This is a genomic window from Terriglobia bacterium (genome assembly GCA_035712365.1).
GTDB lineage: Bacteria > Acidobacteriota > Terriglobia > UBA7540 > UBA7540 > SCRD01.
Window position 1 is genome coordinate 98,540 of sequence record DASTAW010000048.1, and the last position, 18,965, is coordinate 117,504.

Annotated in this window: 15 protein-coding genes; 3 read left to right on the forward strand and 12 right to left on the reverse strand. The window is 58.1% G+C overall.

Annotated features, from left to right (window positions below):
• The first annotated feature begins 10 nt into the window (after positions 1 to 10).
• A complete protein-coding gene (locus VFQ24_14570) occupies positions 11 to 1,900 on the forward strand; it encodes a tagaturonate epimerase family protein (GenBank protein ID HET9179578.1) in 1,890 nt (629 codons plus the stop codon).
• 18 nt (positions 1,901 to 1,918) lie between these two features.
• Here the strand turns inward: VFQ24_14570 and VFQ24_14575 are convergent, their stop codons facing one another.
• The gene (locus VFQ24_14575; GenBank protein ID HET9179579.1) at positions 1,919 to 3,187 is read right to left on the reverse strand and encodes a lactate racemase domain-containing protein; all 1,269 of its coding nucleotides are present in this window, start codon (positions 3,185 to 3,187) and stop codon (positions 1,919 to 1,921) included.
• A gap of 63 nt (positions 3,188 to 3,250) precedes the next feature.
• Positions 3,251 to 4,084: an SDR family oxidoreductase gene (locus VFQ24_14580; protein HET9179580.1), complete on the reverse strand. Its 834-nt coding sequence runs from the start codon at positions 4,082 to 4,084 to the stop codon at positions 3,251 to 3,253.
• 229 nt (positions 4,085 to 4,313) lie between these two features.
• Here VFQ24_14580 and VFQ24_14585 point away from each other — a divergent pair, with 229 nt between their 5' ends.
• A complete protein-coding gene (locus VFQ24_14585; GenBank protein ID HET9179581.1) occupies positions 4,314 to 5,093 on the forward strand; it encodes a glucose 1-dehydrogenase in 780 nt (259 codons plus the stop codon).
• A 33-nt stretch (positions 5,094 to 5,126) separates the two neighbouring features.
• Here the strand turns inward: VFQ24_14585 and VFQ24_14590 are convergent, their stop codons facing one another.
• From VFQ24_14590 to thiD, 5 genes are all read right to left on the reverse strand, one after another.
• The gene (locus VFQ24_14590; GenBank protein HET9179582.1) at positions 5,127 to 6,911 is read right to left on the reverse strand and encodes a tetratricopeptide repeat protein; all 1,785 of its coding nucleotides are present in this window, start codon (positions 6,909 to 6,911) and stop codon (positions 5,127 to 5,129) included.
• A 100-nt stretch (positions 6,912 to 7,011) separates the two neighbouring features.
• Positions 7,012 to 8,439, reverse strand: a complete 1,428-nt coding sequence (locus tag VFQ24_14595) for a glycosyltransferase (GenBank protein ID HET9179583.1) — start codon at positions 8,437 to 8,439, stop codon at positions 7,012 to 7,014.
• 4 nt (positions 8,440 to 8,443) lie between these two features.
• Positions 8,444 to 9,928, reverse strand: a complete 1,485-nt coding sequence (locus tag VFQ24_14600; protein ID HET9179584.1) for a hypothetical protein — start codon at positions 9,926 to 9,928, stop codon at positions 8,444 to 8,446.
• Positions 9,929 to 10,263: 335 nt separating this feature from the next.
• Positions 10,264 to 11,901 (reverse strand): thioredoxin domain-containing protein, encoded by a 1,638-nt coding sequence (locus VFQ24_14605; protein ID HET9179585.1) that lies wholly within the window; start codon positions 11,899 to 11,901, stop codon positions 10,264 to 10,266.
• 153 nt (positions 11,902 to 12,054) lie between these two features.
• The gene (gene thiD / locus VFQ24_14610) at positions 12,055 to 12,870 is read right to left on the reverse strand and encodes a bifunctional hydroxymethylpyrimidine kinase/phosphomethylpyrimidine kinase (GenBank protein ID HET9179586.1); all 816 of its coding nucleotides are present in this window, start codon (positions 12,868 to 12,870) and stop codon (positions 12,055 to 12,057) included.
• A gap of 127 nt (positions 12,871 to 12,997) precedes the next feature.
• On the opposite strand from thiD, the gene VFQ24_14615 reads away from it, so the two are divergent.
• Positions 12,998 to 13,279, forward strand: coding sequence for a hypothetical protein (locus VFQ24_14615; protein HET9179587.1), 282 nt, complete (start codon positions 12,998 to 13,000; stop codon positions 13,277 to 13,279).
• Between the two features lie 140 nt (positions 13,280 to 13,419).
• Here VFQ24_14615 and VFQ24_14620 read toward each other — a convergent pair whose 3' ends face one another.
• The 5 genes from VFQ24_14620 to pyrB all read right to left on the reverse strand — a co-directional run bounded on the left by VFQ24_14620 (position 13,420) and on the right by pyrB (position 18,717).
• Positions 13,420 to 14,841 carry a sulfatase gene (locus VFQ24_14620; GenBank protein HET9179588.1) on the reverse strand — a complete coding sequence of 474 codons (1,422 nt, stop codon included), beginning with the start codon at positions 14,839 to 14,841 and terminating at the stop codon, positions 13,420 to 13,422.
• 73 nt (positions 14,842 to 14,914) lie between these two features.
• The gene (locus VFQ24_14625; protein ID HET9179589.1) at positions 14,915 to 15,688 is read right to left on the reverse strand and encodes an ABC transporter ATP-binding protein; all 774 of its coding nucleotides are present in this window, start codon (positions 15,686 to 15,688) and stop codon (positions 14,915 to 14,917) included.
• Positions 15,681 to 16,775, reverse strand: coding sequence for an ABC transporter permease (locus tag VFQ24_14630; GenBank protein HET9179590.1), 1,095 nt, complete (start codon positions 16,773 to 16,775; stop codon positions 15,681 to 15,683). Before VFQ24_14630 ends, VFQ24_14625 begins: the two co-directional genes overlap by 8 nt.
• Before the next feature lie 348 nt (positions 16,776 to 17,123).
• A complete protein-coding gene (locus VFQ24_14635) occupies positions 17,124 to 17,522 on the reverse strand; it encodes a helix-turn-helix domain-containing protein (GenBank protein ID HET9179591.1) in 399 nt (132 codons plus the stop codon).
• A gap of 271 nt (positions 17,523 to 17,793) precedes the next feature.
• Complete coding sequence (gene pyrB, locus VFQ24_14640) at positions 17,794 to 18,717, reverse strand: aspartate carbamoyltransferase (GenBank protein ID HET9179592.1); 924 nt, start codon at positions 18,715 to 18,717, stop codon at positions 17,794 to 17,796.
• Positions 18,718 to 18,965: the final 248 nt, after the last annotated feature.

An 18,965-nucleotide genomic window follows, 5' to 3' on the forward strand; every position in this document is an offset into this window, starting at 1 on the left:
CAGGAGAGCTATGAAATTTCAGTTCGATACTCAGGAAGCTGCCGCAGTCGTAGATGGAATCATCCATCACACTAAAGGTCGCGCCATCGATGCAACGACCCGTGAACAACTCGTGAAACACTTCGGAGATCTCGGTCTGGATACCTTCAGGCCCTACGCCCGGTCTCTCGCAATAGATCCCGTCCATCCGTCGAATTTTTACCTGGCGGCTGACGTCGTGAACGATGGTAAAGCCACTCCGCTGTTGCTGCACATGGCTGTTGACCCATCTTCGTCCGGCAAGCTTCTCGCTCAGCCCGCCCGCCATGAGCGCGTTCAGGTTGACGGGAAGGAAGTGCTGCTCAGCTTCATCCCTTTCGGCAGCCATGACCATGAAACCATCAGGAAGTTCGCCGAGCAGGTTGATCGGGCGTTTTTGCCGCGGCCGCAACGCTCCGAGCCCGCCGTAGCGGCTGGCAATCGCCATCCCGAAATCAGTTTGCCCGCTGTATTCGACGCCTACCGGACCATCCTGAACAAGCTGCACGTTAACATGGCCTCAACAGTGCAGCTCTCCGCGACTCGCGAGATGACCACTGAGGACGCCTTGGAACAGCGCGACGGCGAGAACCCTGTCGCGACCGGCCACACCCGCGTTTCTATTCGCCACCTGTACCACACCGGCCTGTGGGCCGCCATCCGTTCCGGCTGGCGCGACGGTTACAGCGCCGAGGCCGACCACTTCATCGTTTCCGGCAATAGCGCAGAAGAGGTCGTCCAGTCGGTCGAGATGGTCAAGACAGCCATTCGCCACGCAGCCGGCTACACCAAATTCACCACTGACACCTCGCGCCTCTTCGAACTCCAGGCTGATTCCCGGCATCCGGATCCGTGGAGCCATTCCGCCGTCAGTGAGAAATTTCAACAGGTGTTTTCCGGCGATGAACAGAGGTGGTTGCGCAGCGAGTTCTCAAAGCCATTCAAGATCGGCGGCAGGAATTACACATTCGGCGAACCGGAAATCATTCGTCTGGGCGTCAAGTTTGGCCAGAGCCTTAAGCTGAATGAAGAGCTCTATGATTACATCATTCAGGCAAAGTCCAGCGCCGGCTTGGGAACCGCGTTCGACTTTGAACCGTCCATCGACGAAGCCGAGACGCTGACGACCGCCAAAGAGCTCCTGTTTTATATGCACTGGCTGAAGGCGCGCGGCCGGGCCGCTCAGCTTTGCCCGCCGAACCTGGGATTCAAAAAACGCCAGGCTTATCCGGTTGCCATGGCCACTTCGCCGGCGGATGGCGTCGGCCTGCTGGATTATTGCCATCACAAAATGTGGCCGGAGCTTCCGGAGCGTGTCGAAAAGGAATTCCGCGGGAAGCCCCTTGACGAGCTGGCGGCACGCGTTGCGGAGCTGGCCGACGTGGCCAGGAGTTTCGACACCACACTCAGCATCCACTCCGGCAGCGGCAAGCAAGCCGAAGTCCTGGAGCGGATCGGGAAATCGACGGCGGGGCGTGTAAATTACAAAATCTCCGGCGAGCTTCAGTTGCAGCTTTTCGATGTGCTGCGAAGCCAGCCGGCGGCTTCCCACTGGCGAAAACTCTATGAGCGGATGGTGATGCGGGCCAACGATTTCGCCGCCACCGGAGCGTTTGGCTGTGAAAGCGAATTGGCAGCTAAATACACATCGTTGGGCCTTGAATACGACCTGGGTGAGGCATCACGCGGTCGCGTTGACGGCAATCTCTTCCTGGTTTTCTGGCTGGGGAACCTGGTGGGTAGTCGCGATGTGGATTCGCCGGACGGCGACCGGCGCTTTTTCAAAGAGAAAATCGACGAACTTCCGGAAGACCTTCTGGCGGAGGTGCGACGGCGCAACAGCAGGTACGTTGTCTGGCTGGCTGAGCACCTGCAAGGCTAACGGGCTATGCGTTCAGCGTTACGCCGCTTTTGAAACTCTTTCTTCCACGCGGTAAAGCATCTCGCCGGCGCGCGGCACCAGCAGGATGCCTTCGTCTTCCCTGCCTTTCCATTCCTCCAGGTTGACGCTTGCCGGATCGAGGTAACCGAGGTTTATCCGTTGGCAGCGCTCTTTGGATATCCCCGTCGCCAGCGTGACCTGGATGCGCGGTGTCTCCTTGCCGGTTGCGGCATCGTACTTCCCCAGCCCCTTGACATGCGTGGAATGCGCCAGCGCGCTGCCCGGATAGTCCTTGAACCTGTCCCACTGCGCCAGGAAGTAATCGCGGCAATGGTAGCCGATCTCCTCGATGATCCTGCCGTGGGTGTAGCTGACTTCGGTGATGTGGGGCGAATAGATCACCACTTCGCCGCCGTCGGCTACCGCGGGCTCCATCTTGTACATCCCTTTCGCGCCGGTCCACAGGTCGTCATAGAGCGTCGGCATCACAGAAAGGACACGCCGAAAAGGCTTCTTCACGTAGATGATGTGTTTGCGCGCCGAGAGCTCTGACGCGGCTTTCCAGGCTTCCTTTGCTGAGCCAAAGTAAAGTCCCTCAAAGCCGCCGTGGGTTACCACCAGCGCAAAGCACGCCGCGGGCCGGTCAATCATCCCGGCAGCCCGGTCAATGATGGCGCGCACCGGCGTATAGCCTGCGCCGATGATCTTGTAGTTGGTCATCAGCGCGCCCGTCCAGTGGGTCTGATTGATGATTTCCGATCCGCCGATGCCCGGGAAAAAGTATTTGTTGCCGCCCGAGAATCCAACCACTTCGTGGGGGAAAACCGGCCCGCAAATGATGATCTGGTCATAGTCCAGAATCATCCTGTTCAGGCGGACAGGAATGTCCTTCTCGAGCACGCCGCCGGTGATCTCACCTGTTTCCTTTGCTGGAATCACGCCAAGCGTCGCGAAGGTTTCCGGCTTCTCCCAGTGGTGATTGAAGATGCGGATTTTGCCAACTTTTCCGTCCACCACCTCGCGGCCCACCAGCTTGCTGAGGTTCTTGTCATCCATCAAGGGATGCGTCCCAAGCGCCACCAGGTAATCAAGCGCGGCCACGCGCAGGGACAACTCACGCTCAAACAGATCGAACATCAGCGGCATGGGCATCGTGCGAGTGCCGTCCGGGATAATGATCAGCACGCGTTTACCGTCAACAGCCAGCGTGGCCAGACCTTCCTGGACAGTCCGGCTTATTTCCTCGCTGGTCAGATGGCGGTCCGCAAAACCCTGTCCCATCACCATGGCAGGCCTCCTCCAAAATCCCTTCTTCGCACGGCGTGCTTCGGCCGCCGGCCTCCGCTACCCCTATACTCCACTATACGCCGAAAAACCGCCGTCGATTGGCACAATGACCCCCGTCACAAACGCCGACGCGGGCGACAATAGCCACAAGACGGCCCCAAACAGGTCTTCCGGACTGCCAAAACGGGCCATGGGCGTATGGTCAATAATTGCCTTGCCACGCGCGGTCAACGCACCCGACTTCTCATCGGTGAGAAGAAACCTGTTCTGCTGAGTCAGGAAGAAACCCGGCGCGATGGCGTTCACCCGAATTTTTGGCGAGTATAACTGCGCCAGGTGCACTGCCAGCCATTGCGTAAAATTGCTGACGCCCGCCTTCGCGGCCGAGTAGGCCGGTATGCGCGTCAGCGGGCGGAAAGCATTCATGGAGGATATGTTGAGGATGGTTCCGCGGCCTTTCTCCGCCATGACTTTGCCGAATACTTGCGAGGGAAGGACGGTCCCGATGATGTTGAGATCGAAGACCCATCGCAGGGCGTCGGCGGGCAGATCAAAAAACGCGAGATCCGCGCTGGTGGTTGCCTGGGGCTTATTGCCCCCGGCTGCATTCACCAGGCAATCGACCCCGCCGAACTTCTCCAGCACGGCTGTCGAGGCCTGGCGCAGGTTGTCTGCGTCCAGGACGTTGGTCTTTACCGTGAACGTCTGGCGCGCGCGCGGGCCCATCCTCTCAAGGATGTCCTTGGCCGGATCAAGATTCAGATCCAGAATCGCCACGTTGGCGCCGCATCCCACAAGCGCCTGCGCGATCTCGCCCCCCAGTATTCCCGCTCCTCCGGTGATGGCGACCGTTTGTCCGGTAAAGTCATACATCCGCCTCAGTTGCTCCAAGTCCATTCAGTTATAGCCTCCCATCAGGTTTTTGAAATGAGCACGCCTTCGTGTTTGCGCAGGCCTGTTTGTGCGTGGGCCCAGCGCCCGCCCAGCCTGTCCGCGGGTGTGAGTAAGGTGGAAGCCTAACACTCCGGCAACCGTTGACGCAAGCGATGCACCGCTGGACATTGCCCGGGTTTTTTCCTTGATGGTAGGATGGCACTCACGAATCCAGCGGCGGAAAGGAATTCGCTTGTCTTACTACAAAGGACTGAGTCTCGAGGGAAAGTGCGCTCTGGTATTTGGTGGAACCAGCGGGCTGGGCAAGGCTATCGCCATGGGTTTCGCCGAAGCCGGCGCCGATGTCGCCGCAGTGGGGCGCCGGGCTCAAGAAGTCCAGAGAACCGCGCGGGAAATCGAGGCGGCGGGAAGAAGAACCTTCGAGATGACCGGTGATGTGACTGACCGCGACCAGATTCAGGCGGTGATCCGCCGGATGCTGGACGAAATGGGCCGGATCGACATACTTGTAAATTCCGCCGGAGTGACGAAGCGGGTCCCGTCGTTTGACGTGGAAGACAGCCTGTGGAAAGAGATCATGGAAATCAATCTGAAGGGAGTCTGGAACACCTGCCAGATGGCCGGCCGGGTCATGAGAGATCAGCATTATGGGCGCATTATCAATGTCGCCTCGATCGCCTCCTTCGTCAGCGCGCACGAGGTTGCTCCCTACGCAGCCAGTAAGGGTGGAGTGGTTCAGATCACGCGCTGCCTGGCGGCGGAATGGGCCAAACACAACATCAGAGTCAACGCCATCGCGCCGGGCGTCTTTGAAACCGACCTCAACCGCGACATCATCAACCGGCCCGAAAGGAAGGCATCGATCTTTGCACACACGCCGATGAAGCGTTTTGGACAGGTGGAGGAAATAAAAGGCGCGGCCATCTTTCTGGCCTCAGATAGTGCAAGCTTCGTCACCGGAGCTTCCATTCCGGTCGATGGCGGCTTTCTGGCGCAGGGCATTGGCGAGTAGTTCCGGCGCTTCGCCCAGCAAAAAGCGTCCCGCTCAGTATTGCCACCTGGTGCCAAACCGCACTTCGTTTCCGCGAAGCGGGCCCAGAATCTGCGCCGTGTTGTAATGCGTGTATCCGAGAGTCAGGCTTACATGCCTGCTGACTCGCAGCGAAAGGCTGGGGCTCACCTGCCAGGCGTTTGTCACCGCTCCCTCGCGTCCCGTTTGCTGGACGCCAATACCGCCGCTCAAGTCGTATCCCAACGGGCCGAAGAGAGTTCCATAAATGCGCGGAACAAGCTCATGGCGCTGGTAAAAGCTGGGATCAAAAAAACCCATGAAAACGTTCTGCCCCTGGCCCGCAAATCCCTCGATCAAACCTTCATAGCCCAAATCCAATGACAACACGGAGGATTTGAGCAGATGCCCGGTAAAGACGACCGAACCGCCGCGCCCCTGGTCATGATCTGCCAAAACAACCCCTTGCGGAACGCCGCTCACATTCACTGTGTGGGAGTAATCCTCGGAGGTGTATTGCCCGTACCAGTAGGCCAGATGCAGCTCCGTCCGGGGGTTGAAGAAGAAGTTGGCACGTGCCTGGAGGCGGTCCTCGATGACTCCCAGCCTTGTGGAGAGCGGAGTGTACGTGATGGCCGACTTTGTTGCATCCAGGTCCAGGGAAAGTTTTTTTGTAAGCCCTAAGCTGATGCCTGCCAGCCCCACAGGTCGCTCCGGCGCTCCTTTGACGAGATCGGGCTGCCCGGGAATGGAGACGGGTTCGCCGGGACCGAAGCGGGTGAACCCCGCGCCGCCGCGCACCGTCAGCCAGCGACCGAAGCGTGTGGACTGCCAGTAGAGAAAATTGTAGGGAGCGGTGGCGCCCGTGATTCCCGTCGGGATCTGATCGCCATTGCTGTCGCGCAGAGGCCCAGGAGGACTTTCGCTGGGAACAGAGGTGAAAGAAATGTGAGATGTGGTTGCGGGAAACACATTCATGGCAATTGTGGTCCCGTAGGTGTACATCCGCAGGTCTTCGTTGGGCAGCCCTGAACGGCCGTTGGACGCGCTGGGCGGCCCGATTTCGCGCGCGTATGCCGCCGTGGTCATCAGCGTCACCCGCGCTTCCCCAAGCACCCGGTTGCGCAGGGATGCCACCTCGGCATCGCCCGGGCTCAGCTTGTCCGCCTGGTCCAGGAGACGCAGGGTTTCGCGGCGGTGATGTAGCGCGTGTTCGATGCTGGCCAGCAGAAAGACCGCGGAAAAGTCATTCGGCTGCTTTTCAACCGCCAGCGCTGCCCCGGCCTGGGCCTCGGGAAGCTTGCCCCGGTAGAATGCGATGCGAGCCCTGCCCAGCAGAGCCGCCGAGTCCTGCGGGTTCTGCTTCAGCAGAAGATCGTATTGTGTCACCGCCGCGCCATATTGGTGATCGAAGGTCAGCAGGCGAGCAAGCTCAAGCCTGGAGTCGCGGTCGTCGGGATAAATTTCAAGAACGCGCCGATAGTCCTGAATGGCGGCCTGTCGCTGGTTTAACCTCGATTCCTGGTATGCAAGTCCCTTCAATGCATCCCGGTCTTTCGGGTTGATTTGAAGCCGCTGGCGATAGAATTCAATCCACAACAGCGGCGAGGCATCGGCCGGAGGTCTCAAGGCGCTCCGCTGGGCGACCTGCTGGACCTGGCTGTTGCTCTGTGCCGCCATTACCGCATGCGGTTCTATCACGCAGACCACAAACAAGCAAAGCAGGCCCTGAAACAGGCAGATTCTCCAGCCGCACGTCCGTTCGATCACGCCGTGAAGGACAGGCATAGCAAGGCGAGACTTTCTGAAATCCGATGCCATCTACGGGTTCCTCGTTTGAAAATTCCTGCTGAACCAGGGAGTGCGCTGTGCTCCGGTTCGGCCTTATCTGGCCGTCGCGGCGTAAAATTGGCAGCACGGTTCAGGAGACCTGCCCCGTGACTCCAACGTGAGTGACTTTTTCCCAGTGCCGGGACCCGGTCAGGAACCGCACAACGCCTTCAAACCGGTAGTAAAGCACCAGTTGGCGATAGCCGAGGTTTTCGATGAAGGCAAACCACAGCAACTTTGCAAGGTCCGCATAACTCGGGTAACGGCGGTAAGTGAGTTCTTCCAGGAGAACCGCGCCGATGGAGAGCAGTCCGCCGTAGGCAAGGCTGAGCAGGACGAACAGCAGGTAGAGCAAGGCCGGCACCATGCCAAAAATGATGGCCAGCGGTACCATGAAGTAGCCCAGAAACTCCACCACGGCCCCGAGGGCTTCCACATAAAGGTGAAAAGGAAAGCTGAAGTTTCCCACGATTCCGTACTTGCGGTTGAAAAGCATTTCGGAATGTTTCCAAAGTGTCTGGCATAACCCAAGCTGCCACCGCCGGCGCTGCTTGCCCAGCATCTTCAGCGTGGCCGGGCACTCCGTCCAGCAGACCGGATCGGAAGTGAACGACATCCGAATCCGCCGCTTGCGCAGCACCGCCCAATGATGCAGTTGGATAATCAGGTCCATGTCTTCGGTGACGGTATCATGGGCGAATCCTCCCGCTTCCATTACGGTTTCGCGGTGGAAGACCGCAAATGCGCCGGAAACAATCAGCGTGCCGCCCAGCAGGTCCCATCCGGTGCGGCCAAACAGAAAGCTGCGGAGGTATTCCACCACCTGGAAGCGCTCGAGCGACGATTTGGGAAGTCCCACCTTAGCCACGCGCCCATCGCGAATCTGGCAGCCGTTCATCACGCGGACAATCCCGCCGCTGGCGACGGTATTGACGGGCGAATGGATCACAGGCCGCATCAGGCGTAACAGGGCGTCCCTCTCGAGGATCGAGTCCGAATCCAGAGTGCAGAAATAGGGTGTGCGGCAGATATTGATGCCGACATTCAAAGCGTCCGGCTTGCCGCCGTTTTCCTTGCTGACCACCAGAAGATTGGGCAGCTCCGGGTTCATGTAGAAACCGAGCACTGGCTGGGTTGGAATTTGCGGGCGATAGATAAGGTCCATCTTCACCAACTTGAAATGCTCGACCAGGTGGGCCAGCGTGGCGTCGTTCGAGCCGTCGTCCACCACCACGACCTCAAGTTCCGGGTAGTCGGTCTGGAGCGTAGACTTCGTGGTCTCTACGATGATCTGCTCTTCATTCCATGCCGGGATGACAATGGTGACGGGAGGCGTCACGGGCGACTCGCGGATTTCATCCATGTCCTGGTAGGCCAGGCGGCGGTTGTAGAGCCACACCGTTGCCAGGGACAGCACCATCAGCAGCGTGTAGACACCGTTTCCGATAAGGAAATAGGAAACGATGAGGAAGTTGAACGTGTTCATCCCGTGGATAAACACCTGCCGCCACAATTCCATGAGACTACCCTTCCCTCCGGCGCCGGGCGTCTGCCAGAGCCTCTTGAGCAACGATGCGAACTTCAAAATCAGGTTCCTTCACCGCCACCTGCTCCACCCAATGCTGGATCTGAGGGTCAGGCGACTGCCCCAACAACTGAAGAAAGTGTTTGCGCAGTTTTCCGTTCCCTGCCTCATCTTCGAGCGTCGCAACCATGCAGCTGGTCTTACCCAATTCGGCCAGATGCCGCAGGACTGCCGTTTCCCTGCCGTTGCCCGTTTCGGTCGAGCGCGTCAACAGGGCGGGAACCAGGCCCGCGCGCTGGAACTCATCCGCAATCTGTTCCCGGCTGTACCGATCGCGCGTGGAAAGAAAGTGGGTGGTGAGGAGGTCGAGGCCTGGCTGCCCGAAACCTCTCAGCGTCCGCACCGCCGTTTCGCGCACCCGCCAGTTGGGGTCCGTGAGTGCCTTTGAAATTCGCGCGGCGTACGGAAGGAACCTGTCGCCGACAAACGACCTCACTGCATGCAGCCTGACAAACCATACAGGATCCTCCAGCAGCTTGAGCAGCATCGAAGCAGCACGCTCTCCGGCAAGGCGCGCAATCACCGGCGCAGACCGGGCCCGAACGTCGGGATTGTCGTCAAACGGCAGGTCTGCCAGGAAGATCTCTGCCATCTCATCGTTGAAATTCCTGTTGTCCAAACGGAATTCCGGCCTGCCGGAAGCTTCCCGCTCCACTATTTCCCGCATAACGTCCGTGGCCAGAAAGCGAATTCGCGGATTGGTGTGCTGAAGTGAATCGCGCAGCTTGCCGGCGCTCTGGAGCGAAAAACCCACCAGCGCGGATTTTAAGGTTCGCACCGAGAGGTTGGAGGCGGGATCCAAAACCGCCTTGTGGAGACGATCGACCAGGGGCAGGAAGCTCCCGGGGTGATGGATCGCAGCAAGCGAGCGCACGGCCACCACCTGAAGGTCCGGATTGGGACCTTCAAGCGCCTTGACCAGCAGGGGCCAGCTCGCCTCATGGCGAACCAGTCCCAGGTTTTCAGCGCTCTTGGAACGAACCAGGAAATGCAGGAATTTGACCCGCCTCAGCAGCCCCTGTGGATTGTAAAGGGCTTCACGCAATGAGGCGTGGTCAATCTGCCCCATGAGACGTTGCTGCCAGATCTTGACCAGCCCGAGGTCTTCGCAAAGCCGCCTCAGCGTCGGCTCTTCCGCAGGCGTAGCTTTCTTTTCGAGACAAAGCCGTTCGAGAACGGAAAGGCGATCGGGGCTAGAGATCCCGCGCAACTCCTCAAGCCCGCCAGAATAATCGAGACGCCCTGAAAGGACCCCCGCAACGATGGGACCGTATCGTTCGCGGAACGTGTCAACCCGATTGAAGAATTTTTTGCGCCGGTGCCGGCGGTGGAAAACGACCCCGATCAGAAAAAAGTTTCCCAGCAGAGCAAGAATGAAAAATGCAAGGACCAGCAGAGTTACGTTTTCGATCAAAAATGGCATAGCGTTCGAGGGCTGGCGTTAAGCCCTCTTGTCCCGTGTCCAAACTTCTGGGCTATCGCGGGCTGCGGCGGAGGTCCTCCACCTCCCAGTTATCGGCTGTCGAGGGAAAATGATGAGCGGGATTCAGAAGAATCGCGGATGAAGGCGGGCGCCGCCCCGGAGGAGCAGGTAAGGTCAGGCAGGTTACGGCGAGGCAGGTAGAGGCTACCTCGATGAGAGAGACGATGGGAGCCTGCGTCGAGAAAGGTCAGTGAGTTTAGTGGCTTTTATAGCCTTGATGGAACGGGCCAATCCCGATGGGCTGAAAGGAGTTCAATAATGGTGCATGGCAGAAGCTACTGCTTAACCGGAAGCCCGGCCTTTTTCCAGCCGGTCAGACCGTCCCGGTAAACGTTGACGTCACCAAAGGGGAACCCTTGCGCCAGCAGAATGCGGCCTGCTGACCGGCTGAAGGCGCAGATGTCGCCGCCGGATTCGCCTCCCTGATAGAGCACAATCATCTTGTTTTTGGGCAGGCGGGTCCATTGCTGCTCAAAGGAATCTATCGGCATATTGAGGGCCCCCGGGATATGCCCTGCCTGAAAATCGCTTGCGGTCCTCACGTCTACAAACAGGGCCTGAGAGTTGGCGTCGTAGAGTTTCTGTGCCTGCGACGTCCCGATCATCTTCGGCTGGCGCTTCTTGGCCTCGTCCTCGCTGCAGGCTGCCGCGGAGTTTTGGTAGCCCGCAAGGAGATTGGATGTCCCTCCCAGGACCGGCATGGTGTCCGTTGAAGTCTTGGACGGCGTTTGGCTGGGGACGGATTTCTGGCTGGCCTTGTTTTTTTCGGCGGGGGCCGACGCCGGTTCGGCAAGCTTGGGGCCGCCGTCCGGGGCGGAACCTTCCACGGCGGCTATTTTCAATTCGTTTTCCACGAGTTGAGCAAAGGTCGGATAAGGCATGGGCCCCACAGTCATCTGGCCGTTGATAAAAAAGGTGGGAGTGGCGTGGACTCCCAGCGCCCTGCCGTCCATGAGGTCCTGGTCAACCCGTGATGCCATTTCGCCTTTCTGAAGGCAGGCGACAAATTTCTGCGAGTCGAGCCCCATCTCGCCTGCATACCGGTTGATAGCCGGCAGGGTTAAATCTTCCTGGTGATCGTAGAACATGTCCACCGCCTGCCAGAACTTGCCCTGCTGGCCCGCGCATTCAGCAGCCTCTGCTGCCTTCTCAGACTCGGCATGGACGTTAACAAGAGGATATTCACGGAACGCAAAGCGGACCCGGTCGCCATAGTTCTCCCGAATTTTCCTGGCTGACACTTCAGCCTGGCGGCAGGCCGGGCACTTGAAATCCCCAAATTCAACGATGGTGACTTTGGCGTTCGGGTCGCCATAGAAATGGGTGTCGGGACGAACAAGGTGGTTCCTGACTGCCTGGTTCGAAGGAGGCTTCGGCGGAGGCATGCTGCCGTGCGAGGTGAGAATGATAAAGGCGGGTACCCCCAGCACAAAAGCGAACAGGATGAGGGCGAAATTCCGCTGCACCAGAGAGAGCGCCTGGGCGGGTTCCAGAGACTTCGGCGGGTGCGAACGGTCCGCGATGGACAGAATGAAAATTGCAGTCACCAGCAGAGCGGACAGCACACACCACATGCACCACGAATGCAGCACGAAAGCTTCAATCCCGGTGAGATAGACCGAAAAAAGAAATCCCGCGCCTGCAACTACCATCACAACGTGTTGCGTAAGGCGGACATAGGTACTCGGCAACAAAGGGTAAAGGAAAAGCAACAACACCAGGAAGGCATACATGAACACGCCGTATATGGGCACCGGCAGGCCGCCAAGGTGGGAGTACGCGCTGGCGCGAACGGCATCGCAGCCTCCTCCCATGCAAACCATGGGGTGGGCTGGCGAGGTGTATTCCCACAGGAGATAGATAGAGTCAAACAGCCCAACAAGGCTTAGAACCATCAGCAAGATTTTTCGCATTGTCCTCTGTCCTACGGCGCCTGGGTCCGGTGGGACTCAGACGGTCCTTTATTTGCCTTGGGTGTTGCCCCATAAACCACTGGCGGGCAGCGCCTCCAGTCTGAGCAAGCACACCCCTAAGAGTATAAAGCCAAGCTTCGCCCCGCGAAACCTCTACGGCGAGGTTCTCCGCAAATGCATGGGATTGGCCGGCCCCCGGCCCCGGCCGAGCGGAAGACCTTCGCGGATGGCGGCGGTCACGAAGTCCTTGGCCAGGGCCACGCTCTGCCGCACCGTGTTCCCCTTTGCCAGACCTGATGCTAGGGCTGAGGCAAAGATGCAGCCCGTCCCGTGGGTATTTTGCGTTGCGATGCGGGGCAAACGAAACTCGACAAACTCATGCCCGTCAAAAAGCACATCCACGGCCCTCGTGCCTTCCGAATGCCCGCCTTTAACCACGACATTCTGCGAACCGAAGCCATGGATCAGCCTCGCAGCCTCCTTCATCCCCTCGAGGCCGTCAATCGCCCGCCCCAGCAGAGCACCCGCTTCGTGCAGGTTTGGGGTTACCACCGCAGCCAGCGGCAGCAAGCTTTCCCGCAGAGTCATAATGGCTTGGGGGTCGAGTAACGGTATCCCGCTGGTGGAAACCATCACCGGGTCCACGACGACAGGAATTTCACGGTGCCGCCTGATTTCGTCCGCCACGGCCCGAATAATCCCGGGATTCGCAAGCATCCCTGTTTTGATCGCGTCGCAGCCCACATCTTCAATACACACCTTCATCTGCAAGGCCACAAACTCCGGGTCCGTTTCCACTATCCCAAGGACACTCTCCGTGCTCTGGGCGGTCAAAGCCGTGATCGCGGTCATTGCGTAGACGCCAAGCGCGGACGCCGTCTTCAAATCGGCCTGAATGCCGGCGCCGCCGCTGGAATCAGAGCCGGCCACAATCAGCAGACGCGGGAGCTTGGCTGCGCTTGCTTCCATAGCTTTTTCATTTTACCTGCATTGGGTCCGCATTAAAGATGGCTTGGAACCGGCCGGCCAAGATCCGTGCTGCTGGGATGGCTGAGAGATAAAATGAAGGGGCTGCCAATTCCTGAGGAGGTGCAAGATGCCTGCAATCATTCGCGTTGAACGATGCTGTCCCGGCAGCTTTCGAGTCACCATCACGGAAGGCGCCAGCAAGTCCTCGCACACGGTTTCGCTTAGCCGCGAATATTACGAAATGCTCACCGGAATGCAGGTCTCTCAGGAAGTACTCATTGAACAGTCGTTCCAATTCCTGCTGGAGAACGAGCCCAGGGAATCCATATTGCAGCAGTTTGATTTGCCCCTCATCGGCCGCTACTTTCCAGACTACGAAAGTGAGATCCGCAGGCGCCTGGCCGGTTAGCGATTCAGCAAATCTTTGAAAAACCCCCTCTGCCACGTCGTCCTGAGTGAAGCGAAGGACCTGTCATATTCGTTTAGGTGACATACAGCAATGCTTCGCTGCGGCAGCATGACGGGTGGGCTTTTTCACGAACTCGGCCGTCACGGGTTCGCGTAGCCAAGACTCTTCAGCATTTCGAGATCCTGTTTCGAAAGCCGGCCCTGGGGATTAAGTCCGCGATTGGTTTGCTTGTACCAGGTATCCAGGTCTTCCCGATATCCGCTGAGGTTTGCGATGCTCACATTGCTCGAAGACAGTTCCTTTTCCTGTGAAAAGGCATCGCCCAGCCGGTAAACCTTGAGATTATCGTTGTCCCCGGAGGTAATCACCTTGATGTCGCCCTCGACGAATCCCCGCAACGAAGGGGACCGCTTCGTTTCTGCCCAGGTCCAGAACATGCTCATCCACTGCGGTGGCAGCAGCGTCGGTTCCGCATAGGTCAGAAAAAAGGTAGGCTGCTCCGTAGCATTCTTTCCGCCATTCGCGATCACTGGATTCAGGCTATACCCAGATTCGCCCGGAAACTTGAATTCGAGACCTGCATAACTGAGGATCGTCGGCAAAATGTCAACCGTGGAAACATTGGTGCTGATCCGCTCCCCCTGCGGGATTTCTTTGGGGTAGGAATAGATCATTGGAATGTGTACTGCCGGCTGGTCGATGTGGTCGCCGTGTCCCCAGATCCCGTTTTCGCCGAGGCCCTCGCCATGGTCCGCCACAAAAACGATGAGCGTGTTGTCTCGAACGCCCAGGTCGTCCAGCAGCTTCAGCGTTTTCCCCAGATCGTTATCATCAAAAGCGATTTCGCTGTCGTAGGCACGGATCTTGGCAGCCCGGTCTGCATCAACCGACGCCGGTATCGGAAAGATTTTGGCGTTCTTTTCCTGGGGAAGGTTGGCGAACTCGGGATGCAGATCATAGGGATGGTGAGGATCAAAATAGTGGACCCAGAGGAAAAACTTCGAGCGGCCGTGCTTTTCCAGCCAGCGGCGGCTCGCGTCGCCCACTTCGTTGCCGCGGCGGGCTGCATTAACCATTTTGTAGTGATACGAGAAATTCTCGTTGTAGACGTTGAAGCCGCGCCCCAGACCCGTGATGCCCTTCTTCAGAGGCCAGGCGCTGATAAATGCCGCCGTCCGGTATCCCAGGTGATGGAGTACCTGGGCCAGCAAAACCGGGTGGGGACTTTCGGTCATGTGCATGCCGTTGATGGTCGCACCGTGCTGCTGGGGGTAGAGAGAGGTCATCATCGAGATGTGAGAGGGGCCGGTGAGAGGAATGGCCGTATAGGCGTTTTCAAACAGGACCCCGTGCGCCGCCAGGCTGTCAATTGTCGGCGAGGTCCGCCGGGCGTACCCATAGCAGGAAAGATGATCGGCCCGCGTCGTGTCAAAAGTGACCAGCAGAACATTCGGCGCGTCTTTCAGATCGAAATGGGCCTTGCTGACCTTTGCCCGCTGTCCGGCAAAAGAAACCAACGGCACGAGAACAACCGCCAGCACAGCGCCAGAGATTCGGCGCATGGAAACACCTCCAGTAATCAGTATAAAGCAGCCACCCTGCGGAAACGGGCATGGTCAGAATTTCCGAAGGGGCTCAGCGCGGAAAACGGCCTTCGAATCTCTCGACCCATTCGTGCGAGGGCTCAAGGTCTCCCCTCATCAGTTCACGTTCTACGCTGCCATCTTTCATTTGGATGATCCGGTCGGCGCGCAATGCAACCTCAGGGTTGTGGGTCACCATCACGATGGTCAAGCCCAGATCTGCCTTCAGCCGCAGCAGCAGGTCCAGCACCGCGTCCGCATTTCTTGAATCCAGGTTCCCAGTCGGCTCGTCAGCCAGCAGAATGTCCGGGTCGTTAATGAGGGCCCGTGCGATGGCGACGCGCTGCTGCTCGCCGGAGGAGAGTCCACTTACTTTCCGCAGCCGCTTTTTTTCCAGCCCTACGGCCGCCAGGAGGCTGTCAATCGATTTTGTAGAGGACCGCACCTTCCATCCCAGCAGCCGCGGAGCTTCGATGTTGTCCCGCGCGGAAAGGAAGCTCAGCAGATTAAACCGCTGAAAAACGAAACCCATCCGGATGTTCCGCATTTGCGCCCGGGCCGTGTCCCCCAACGAGGAGATCGAGACGCCGTCGATCAGCACTTCGCCCCCGGTCGGTTCCGCCAGGCCCGCGATCAGGTAAAGAAGAGTCGACTTGCCGGAGCCGGAAGGTCCCATAATGGCTGTAAACTGCCCGGCAGGAATTCTCAGATTCAGCGCATTGACAGCAGGTGGAGCGCCAGGTCCACCGTCATAAACCTTGGTCAACGCGCGCGTCTCGATCAGGATTCGCGGCCCTCCGTCGTCAATGCGGGCGCCATTATTCATAAGCAAGTGCCGCAATCGGCTCGCAGGCGCTCGCGCGATAGGCCGGGTAGGCCCCGCCGAGCACGGCGCTGGCCAGCGCAATCGCCCCTACCCGCATCACGGTTGCTGCAGGAAGCAGAAAATGAAGCGATGGATAGATGGACAAAACAATTGTCCTGGTCAGCAAGTAGAGAACGAGGGAAAGCCCTCCCCCAAACAGGCACAGCAGGCAGGCCTCACCCACAAACAGCCTCAACATGTAACGGCGACTGGCGCCCAGCGCACGAAGAATTCCCAGTTCGCGCGTCTGGCCCAGCACCTGGACGTACAGCGCCAGAAAAATCACCAGAAAGTTAATGACCCCTGCGAACACTACGATGACCATCAGGAACTGCCGCAGGCCCAGGAACGATGAGGGCGTGATCAAACTGGCAAGATCGCTCATCCGGGTGATCTGGTAGTCCTTCAGGGCCCCGCCCGCAAACTGCCTCAGCCGTTTTTCCACTTCTCCGATCGGGCTGCCGGGCTCGGATTTTACGAATATCACGGCGCACTTTCCCGGAGCCAGCAGGTCCTGGAGGGTTTTAAGAGGTACGAATACCCGCGCGCCCCTGCCGTGCTCGACCACACCGGAAACCATGAACCGGTGGTCCAGAATATTCAGCGTGCTGCCCAGATGCACGTTATGCGTCCGGGTGTAGACGTCGTCCACAAGGGCTGTGTAAGGACCGGAAAACGGGCCTCCCTGAAGATATATAAAACCTCCCGTCACCCGGCTGAAACTGGGCAGGTCGATGCCAAGAACGGTTTCCAAGCGGTTGGTGAAGCTGACGTTGGTTGCGGTAGGCGTTGCCGCCTCCACTCCATTAACTTCCGCGAGTTTCTGCGCGAGCTCATCGGGCATCACGTTCTCGCCCAGACCCAGAATGTAGGAAGAATGGGGCGGCTGAATCATCAGGTCCGCTCCAATCCCCTGCGTTCGCTGGATCTTTTCCTGCATCACACCGTTGGACAATCCTTTGATCACAAACCCCAGCAGCAGCGCCACGCTGATCATGACCATCGAGAGCAGCATCCTGATGGGATGATGCAGGAGTTGTCGCAACATGAGCTTAAGCACAGCAGCGTTCCCGTCCCTTCAGATTGCTTCCGGTACAGCTCTTCTATTTTCTTATTCTTATTATCTTAAGGCATTTGGACGAGTTTTTCCGGTGCGGAGTTGTGCCGAGGCCTGGAACCGGCGCTCGTGGAAATGTCCAGGTGGTAGTTTCGGCGGAATTGCCGGGGTGAGGACGGAGCCGGCCGAGATTGTTAGTGATTGCTAATGGAAAAGCTTGCAGGAAGGGTTGGTTGGAAAGGGGCGGAGTGGGAAACTCAAAGCTCGTCAAGCCTGCCGTAGAACCCACCAGGACAGGTGGCAAATACTGCGCTGGGAAGCGGGCCTACCGAGCGGTGTTTATCTGGGAGTTGGCAACGGGCGCTCTGCCAGCTTTTTGGCAAGGGTCAGCAAAACGTCCCGGTCAGTGGGCGAAAGCCTTGGCTGCAGGCTCCTGAGTTTTAACAGGAACCTTGCTTCTGCCCCTGCTGCGCCCCCTTCCTGGGCCAGACGTTCGAGAGTCATGTCGGTTGTTGCGAAATCGCACTCTTCTGGGGTCGCATCATCGTAATAAAAGAGCTTGTAAAGTGGTACATCCAGCGCGCCAGCAAACCTCTCCAGAGTCTCCAGTGAGGGAACCGTGTGGCCGTTCTCGACGCGCGAAATGTAGCATCGCAGCAGTCCGGTCCTTTCCTCGATGTCACCTTGAGACAGGTGTTTCTGCTCCCTCAGCTCTTTGATGCGTTCGCCAATACCCATGGTAACTTCTCCTCTATGGTCTGTCGACTGAGTGGCACACGGCCTCACCGCTCCCAGCGTACTGGATATTAACCAGGTGAGACAAGGGTACAGCAGTACTAGCACCTGAGTTCCAGTGGCGAAAAAAGCGGACGGGTAATGGCTACAAACTAATGAAAGGACGTGATTAAGATAGTGTTCGCCGGTTTCCATATTCTGGTATCACCGGGCCGCTGGACAAAGAGTTTCCCCGTAGGATTGCCTCTCGAAAATTCGGAAATCTTTCAACTGGCTATTTGGATAACAGGGCCGTCAGCAACGCCATGCGAACGAAAAGTCCGTTCTGCGCCTGTCGAAAATACGCTGCTCGGCGGTCCTGGTCCACTTCCATGGAAATCTCTTCCAGGCGGGGAAGCGGGTGCATGATGATGGCATTGGGCTTCATTAAGCGGAGTGAATTCTGGTTGATGATGTAAATTCCGCGGCAACTCTCATAATCGGCGATCCGGTCTCCAAACCGTTCTTTCTGGACCCGGGTCTGATAAACCACGTCTACCTCCGGAAGCACCCGGTCCAGAGTGGTTTCCTCGGTAAACCACGACCCGCGTTCCTCGAGGTGCTCCAGGATGTCATCCTTCATTTTCAGCAGTGGCGGGGCAACAAAGTACATCCTGGTGTCGTTGAACTTGCTCAACAAGTATGCCAGCGAGCGGACCGTGCGGCCCTGCGCAAGATCACCCACCATGGCAATCTTCAGGCCATCGATGGATCCGATTTCCTTATGGATCGTGTAGAGGTCAAGGAGGGCCTGGGTGGGATGCTGGCCAACGCCGTCACCTGCGTTGATGATCGGAACCCGCGAGACGGCTGCCGCGCGCTTTGACGTGCCCACCTCACTGTGGCGCAGAACGATCACATCCACGTAACCGTTCATGATGCGAATGGTGTCTTCCAGGGTTTCGCCTTTCGCCACCGAAGAGAACTCTGCGGCATTTTCCGTTGAAATCACCCGGCCGCCCAGCCGGTGCATGGCCGCTTCAAAGGAAAACCGGGTGCGCGTGGACGGCTCATAAAACAGCGTTGCCATCAACCGGCTGCGATACTCGTCCGTGCCGCCGTGCGCCACCAGCGTTTCCATTTCAGTGGCGACCTCAAAAAGGTGGTTGATCATCGGCAGATCGAACTGCTGAGCTTCAATCACATGGTGCAGTCTCATCGTCCACATCCTCCGGCCAAGGGTGCAATGCGTCCTCAATTTTGAATGAAATACAACTTAACTCCAGAACATATCCCCAAGCAGTGCCGGGCGTCAACCTACACCGCGTTATGAATCGCCAAATGAATTCTTCGAGGCTGTAAACCGAAGAGGCAGGCGCCTCTATCGGGTCAATGAAAGCGCCCTGCGCCACGTCATCATGGTTCTGCGGAGCCTTAGAAGGTACTGCTTTGTTGAGTTTAAGCAAG

What these genes read in the sequence shown, in the direction of transcription:
- VFQ24_14570 (HET9179578.1), top strand. Translation starts at nt 11, where the DNA reads ATGAAATTTCAGTTCGATACTCAGGAAGCTGCCGCAGTCGTAGATGGA.
- VFQ24_14575 (HET9179579.1), bottom strand. Translation starts at nt 3,187, where the DNA reads ATGGTGATGGGACAGGGTTTTGCGGACCGCCATCTGACCAGCGAGGAA.
- VFQ24_14580 (HET9179580.1), bottom strand. Translation starts at nt 4,084, where the DNA reads ATGGACTTGGAGCAACTGAGGCGGATGTATGACTTTACCGGACAAACG.
- VFQ24_14590 (HET9179582.1), bottom strand. Translation starts at nt 6,911, where the DNA reads ATGGCATCGGATTTCAGAAAGTCTCGCCTTGCTATGCCTGTCCTTCAC.
- VFQ24_14595 (HET9179583.1), bottom strand. Translation starts at nt 8,439, where the DNA reads ATGGAATTGTGGCGGCAGGTGTTTATCCACGGGATGAACACGTTCAAC.
- VFQ24_14600 (HET9179584.1), bottom strand. Translation starts at nt 9,928, where the DNA reads ATGCCATTTTTGATCGAAAACGTAACTCTGCTGGTCCTTGCATTTTTC.
- VFQ24_14605 (HET9179585.1), bottom strand. Translation starts at nt 11,901, where the DNA reads ATGCGAAAAATCTTGCTGATGGTTCTAAGCCTTGTTGGGCTGTTTGAC.
- thiD (HET9179586.1), bottom strand. Translation starts at nt 12,870, where the DNA reads ATGGAAGCAAGCGCAGCCAAGCTCCCGCGTCTGCTGATTGTGGCCGGC.
- VFQ24_14615 (HET9179587.1), top strand. Translation starts at nt 12,998, where the DNA reads ATGCCTGCAATCATTCGCGTTGAACGATGCTGTCCCGGCAGCTTTCGA.
- VFQ24_14620 (HET9179588.1), bottom strand. Translation starts at nt 14,841, where the DNA reads ATGCGCCGAATCTCTGGCGCTGTGCTGGCGGTTGTTCTCGTGCCGTTG.
- VFQ24_14625 (HET9179589.1), bottom strand. Translation starts at nt 15,688, where the DNA reads ATGAATAATGGCGCCCGCATTGACGACGGAGGGCCGCGAATCCTGATC.
- VFQ24_14630 (HET9179590.1), bottom strand. Translation starts at nt 16,775, where the DNA reads ATGTTGCGACAACTCCTGCATCATCCCATCAGGATGCTGCTCTCGATG.
- VFQ24_14635 (HET9179591.1), bottom strand. Translation starts at nt 17,522, where the DNA reads ATGGGTATTGGCGAACGCATCAAAGAGCTGAGGGAGCAGAAACACCTG.
- pyrB (HET9179592.1), bottom strand. Translation starts at nt 18,717, where the DNA reads ATGAGACTGCACCATGTGATTGAAGCTCAGCAGTTCGATCTGCCGATG.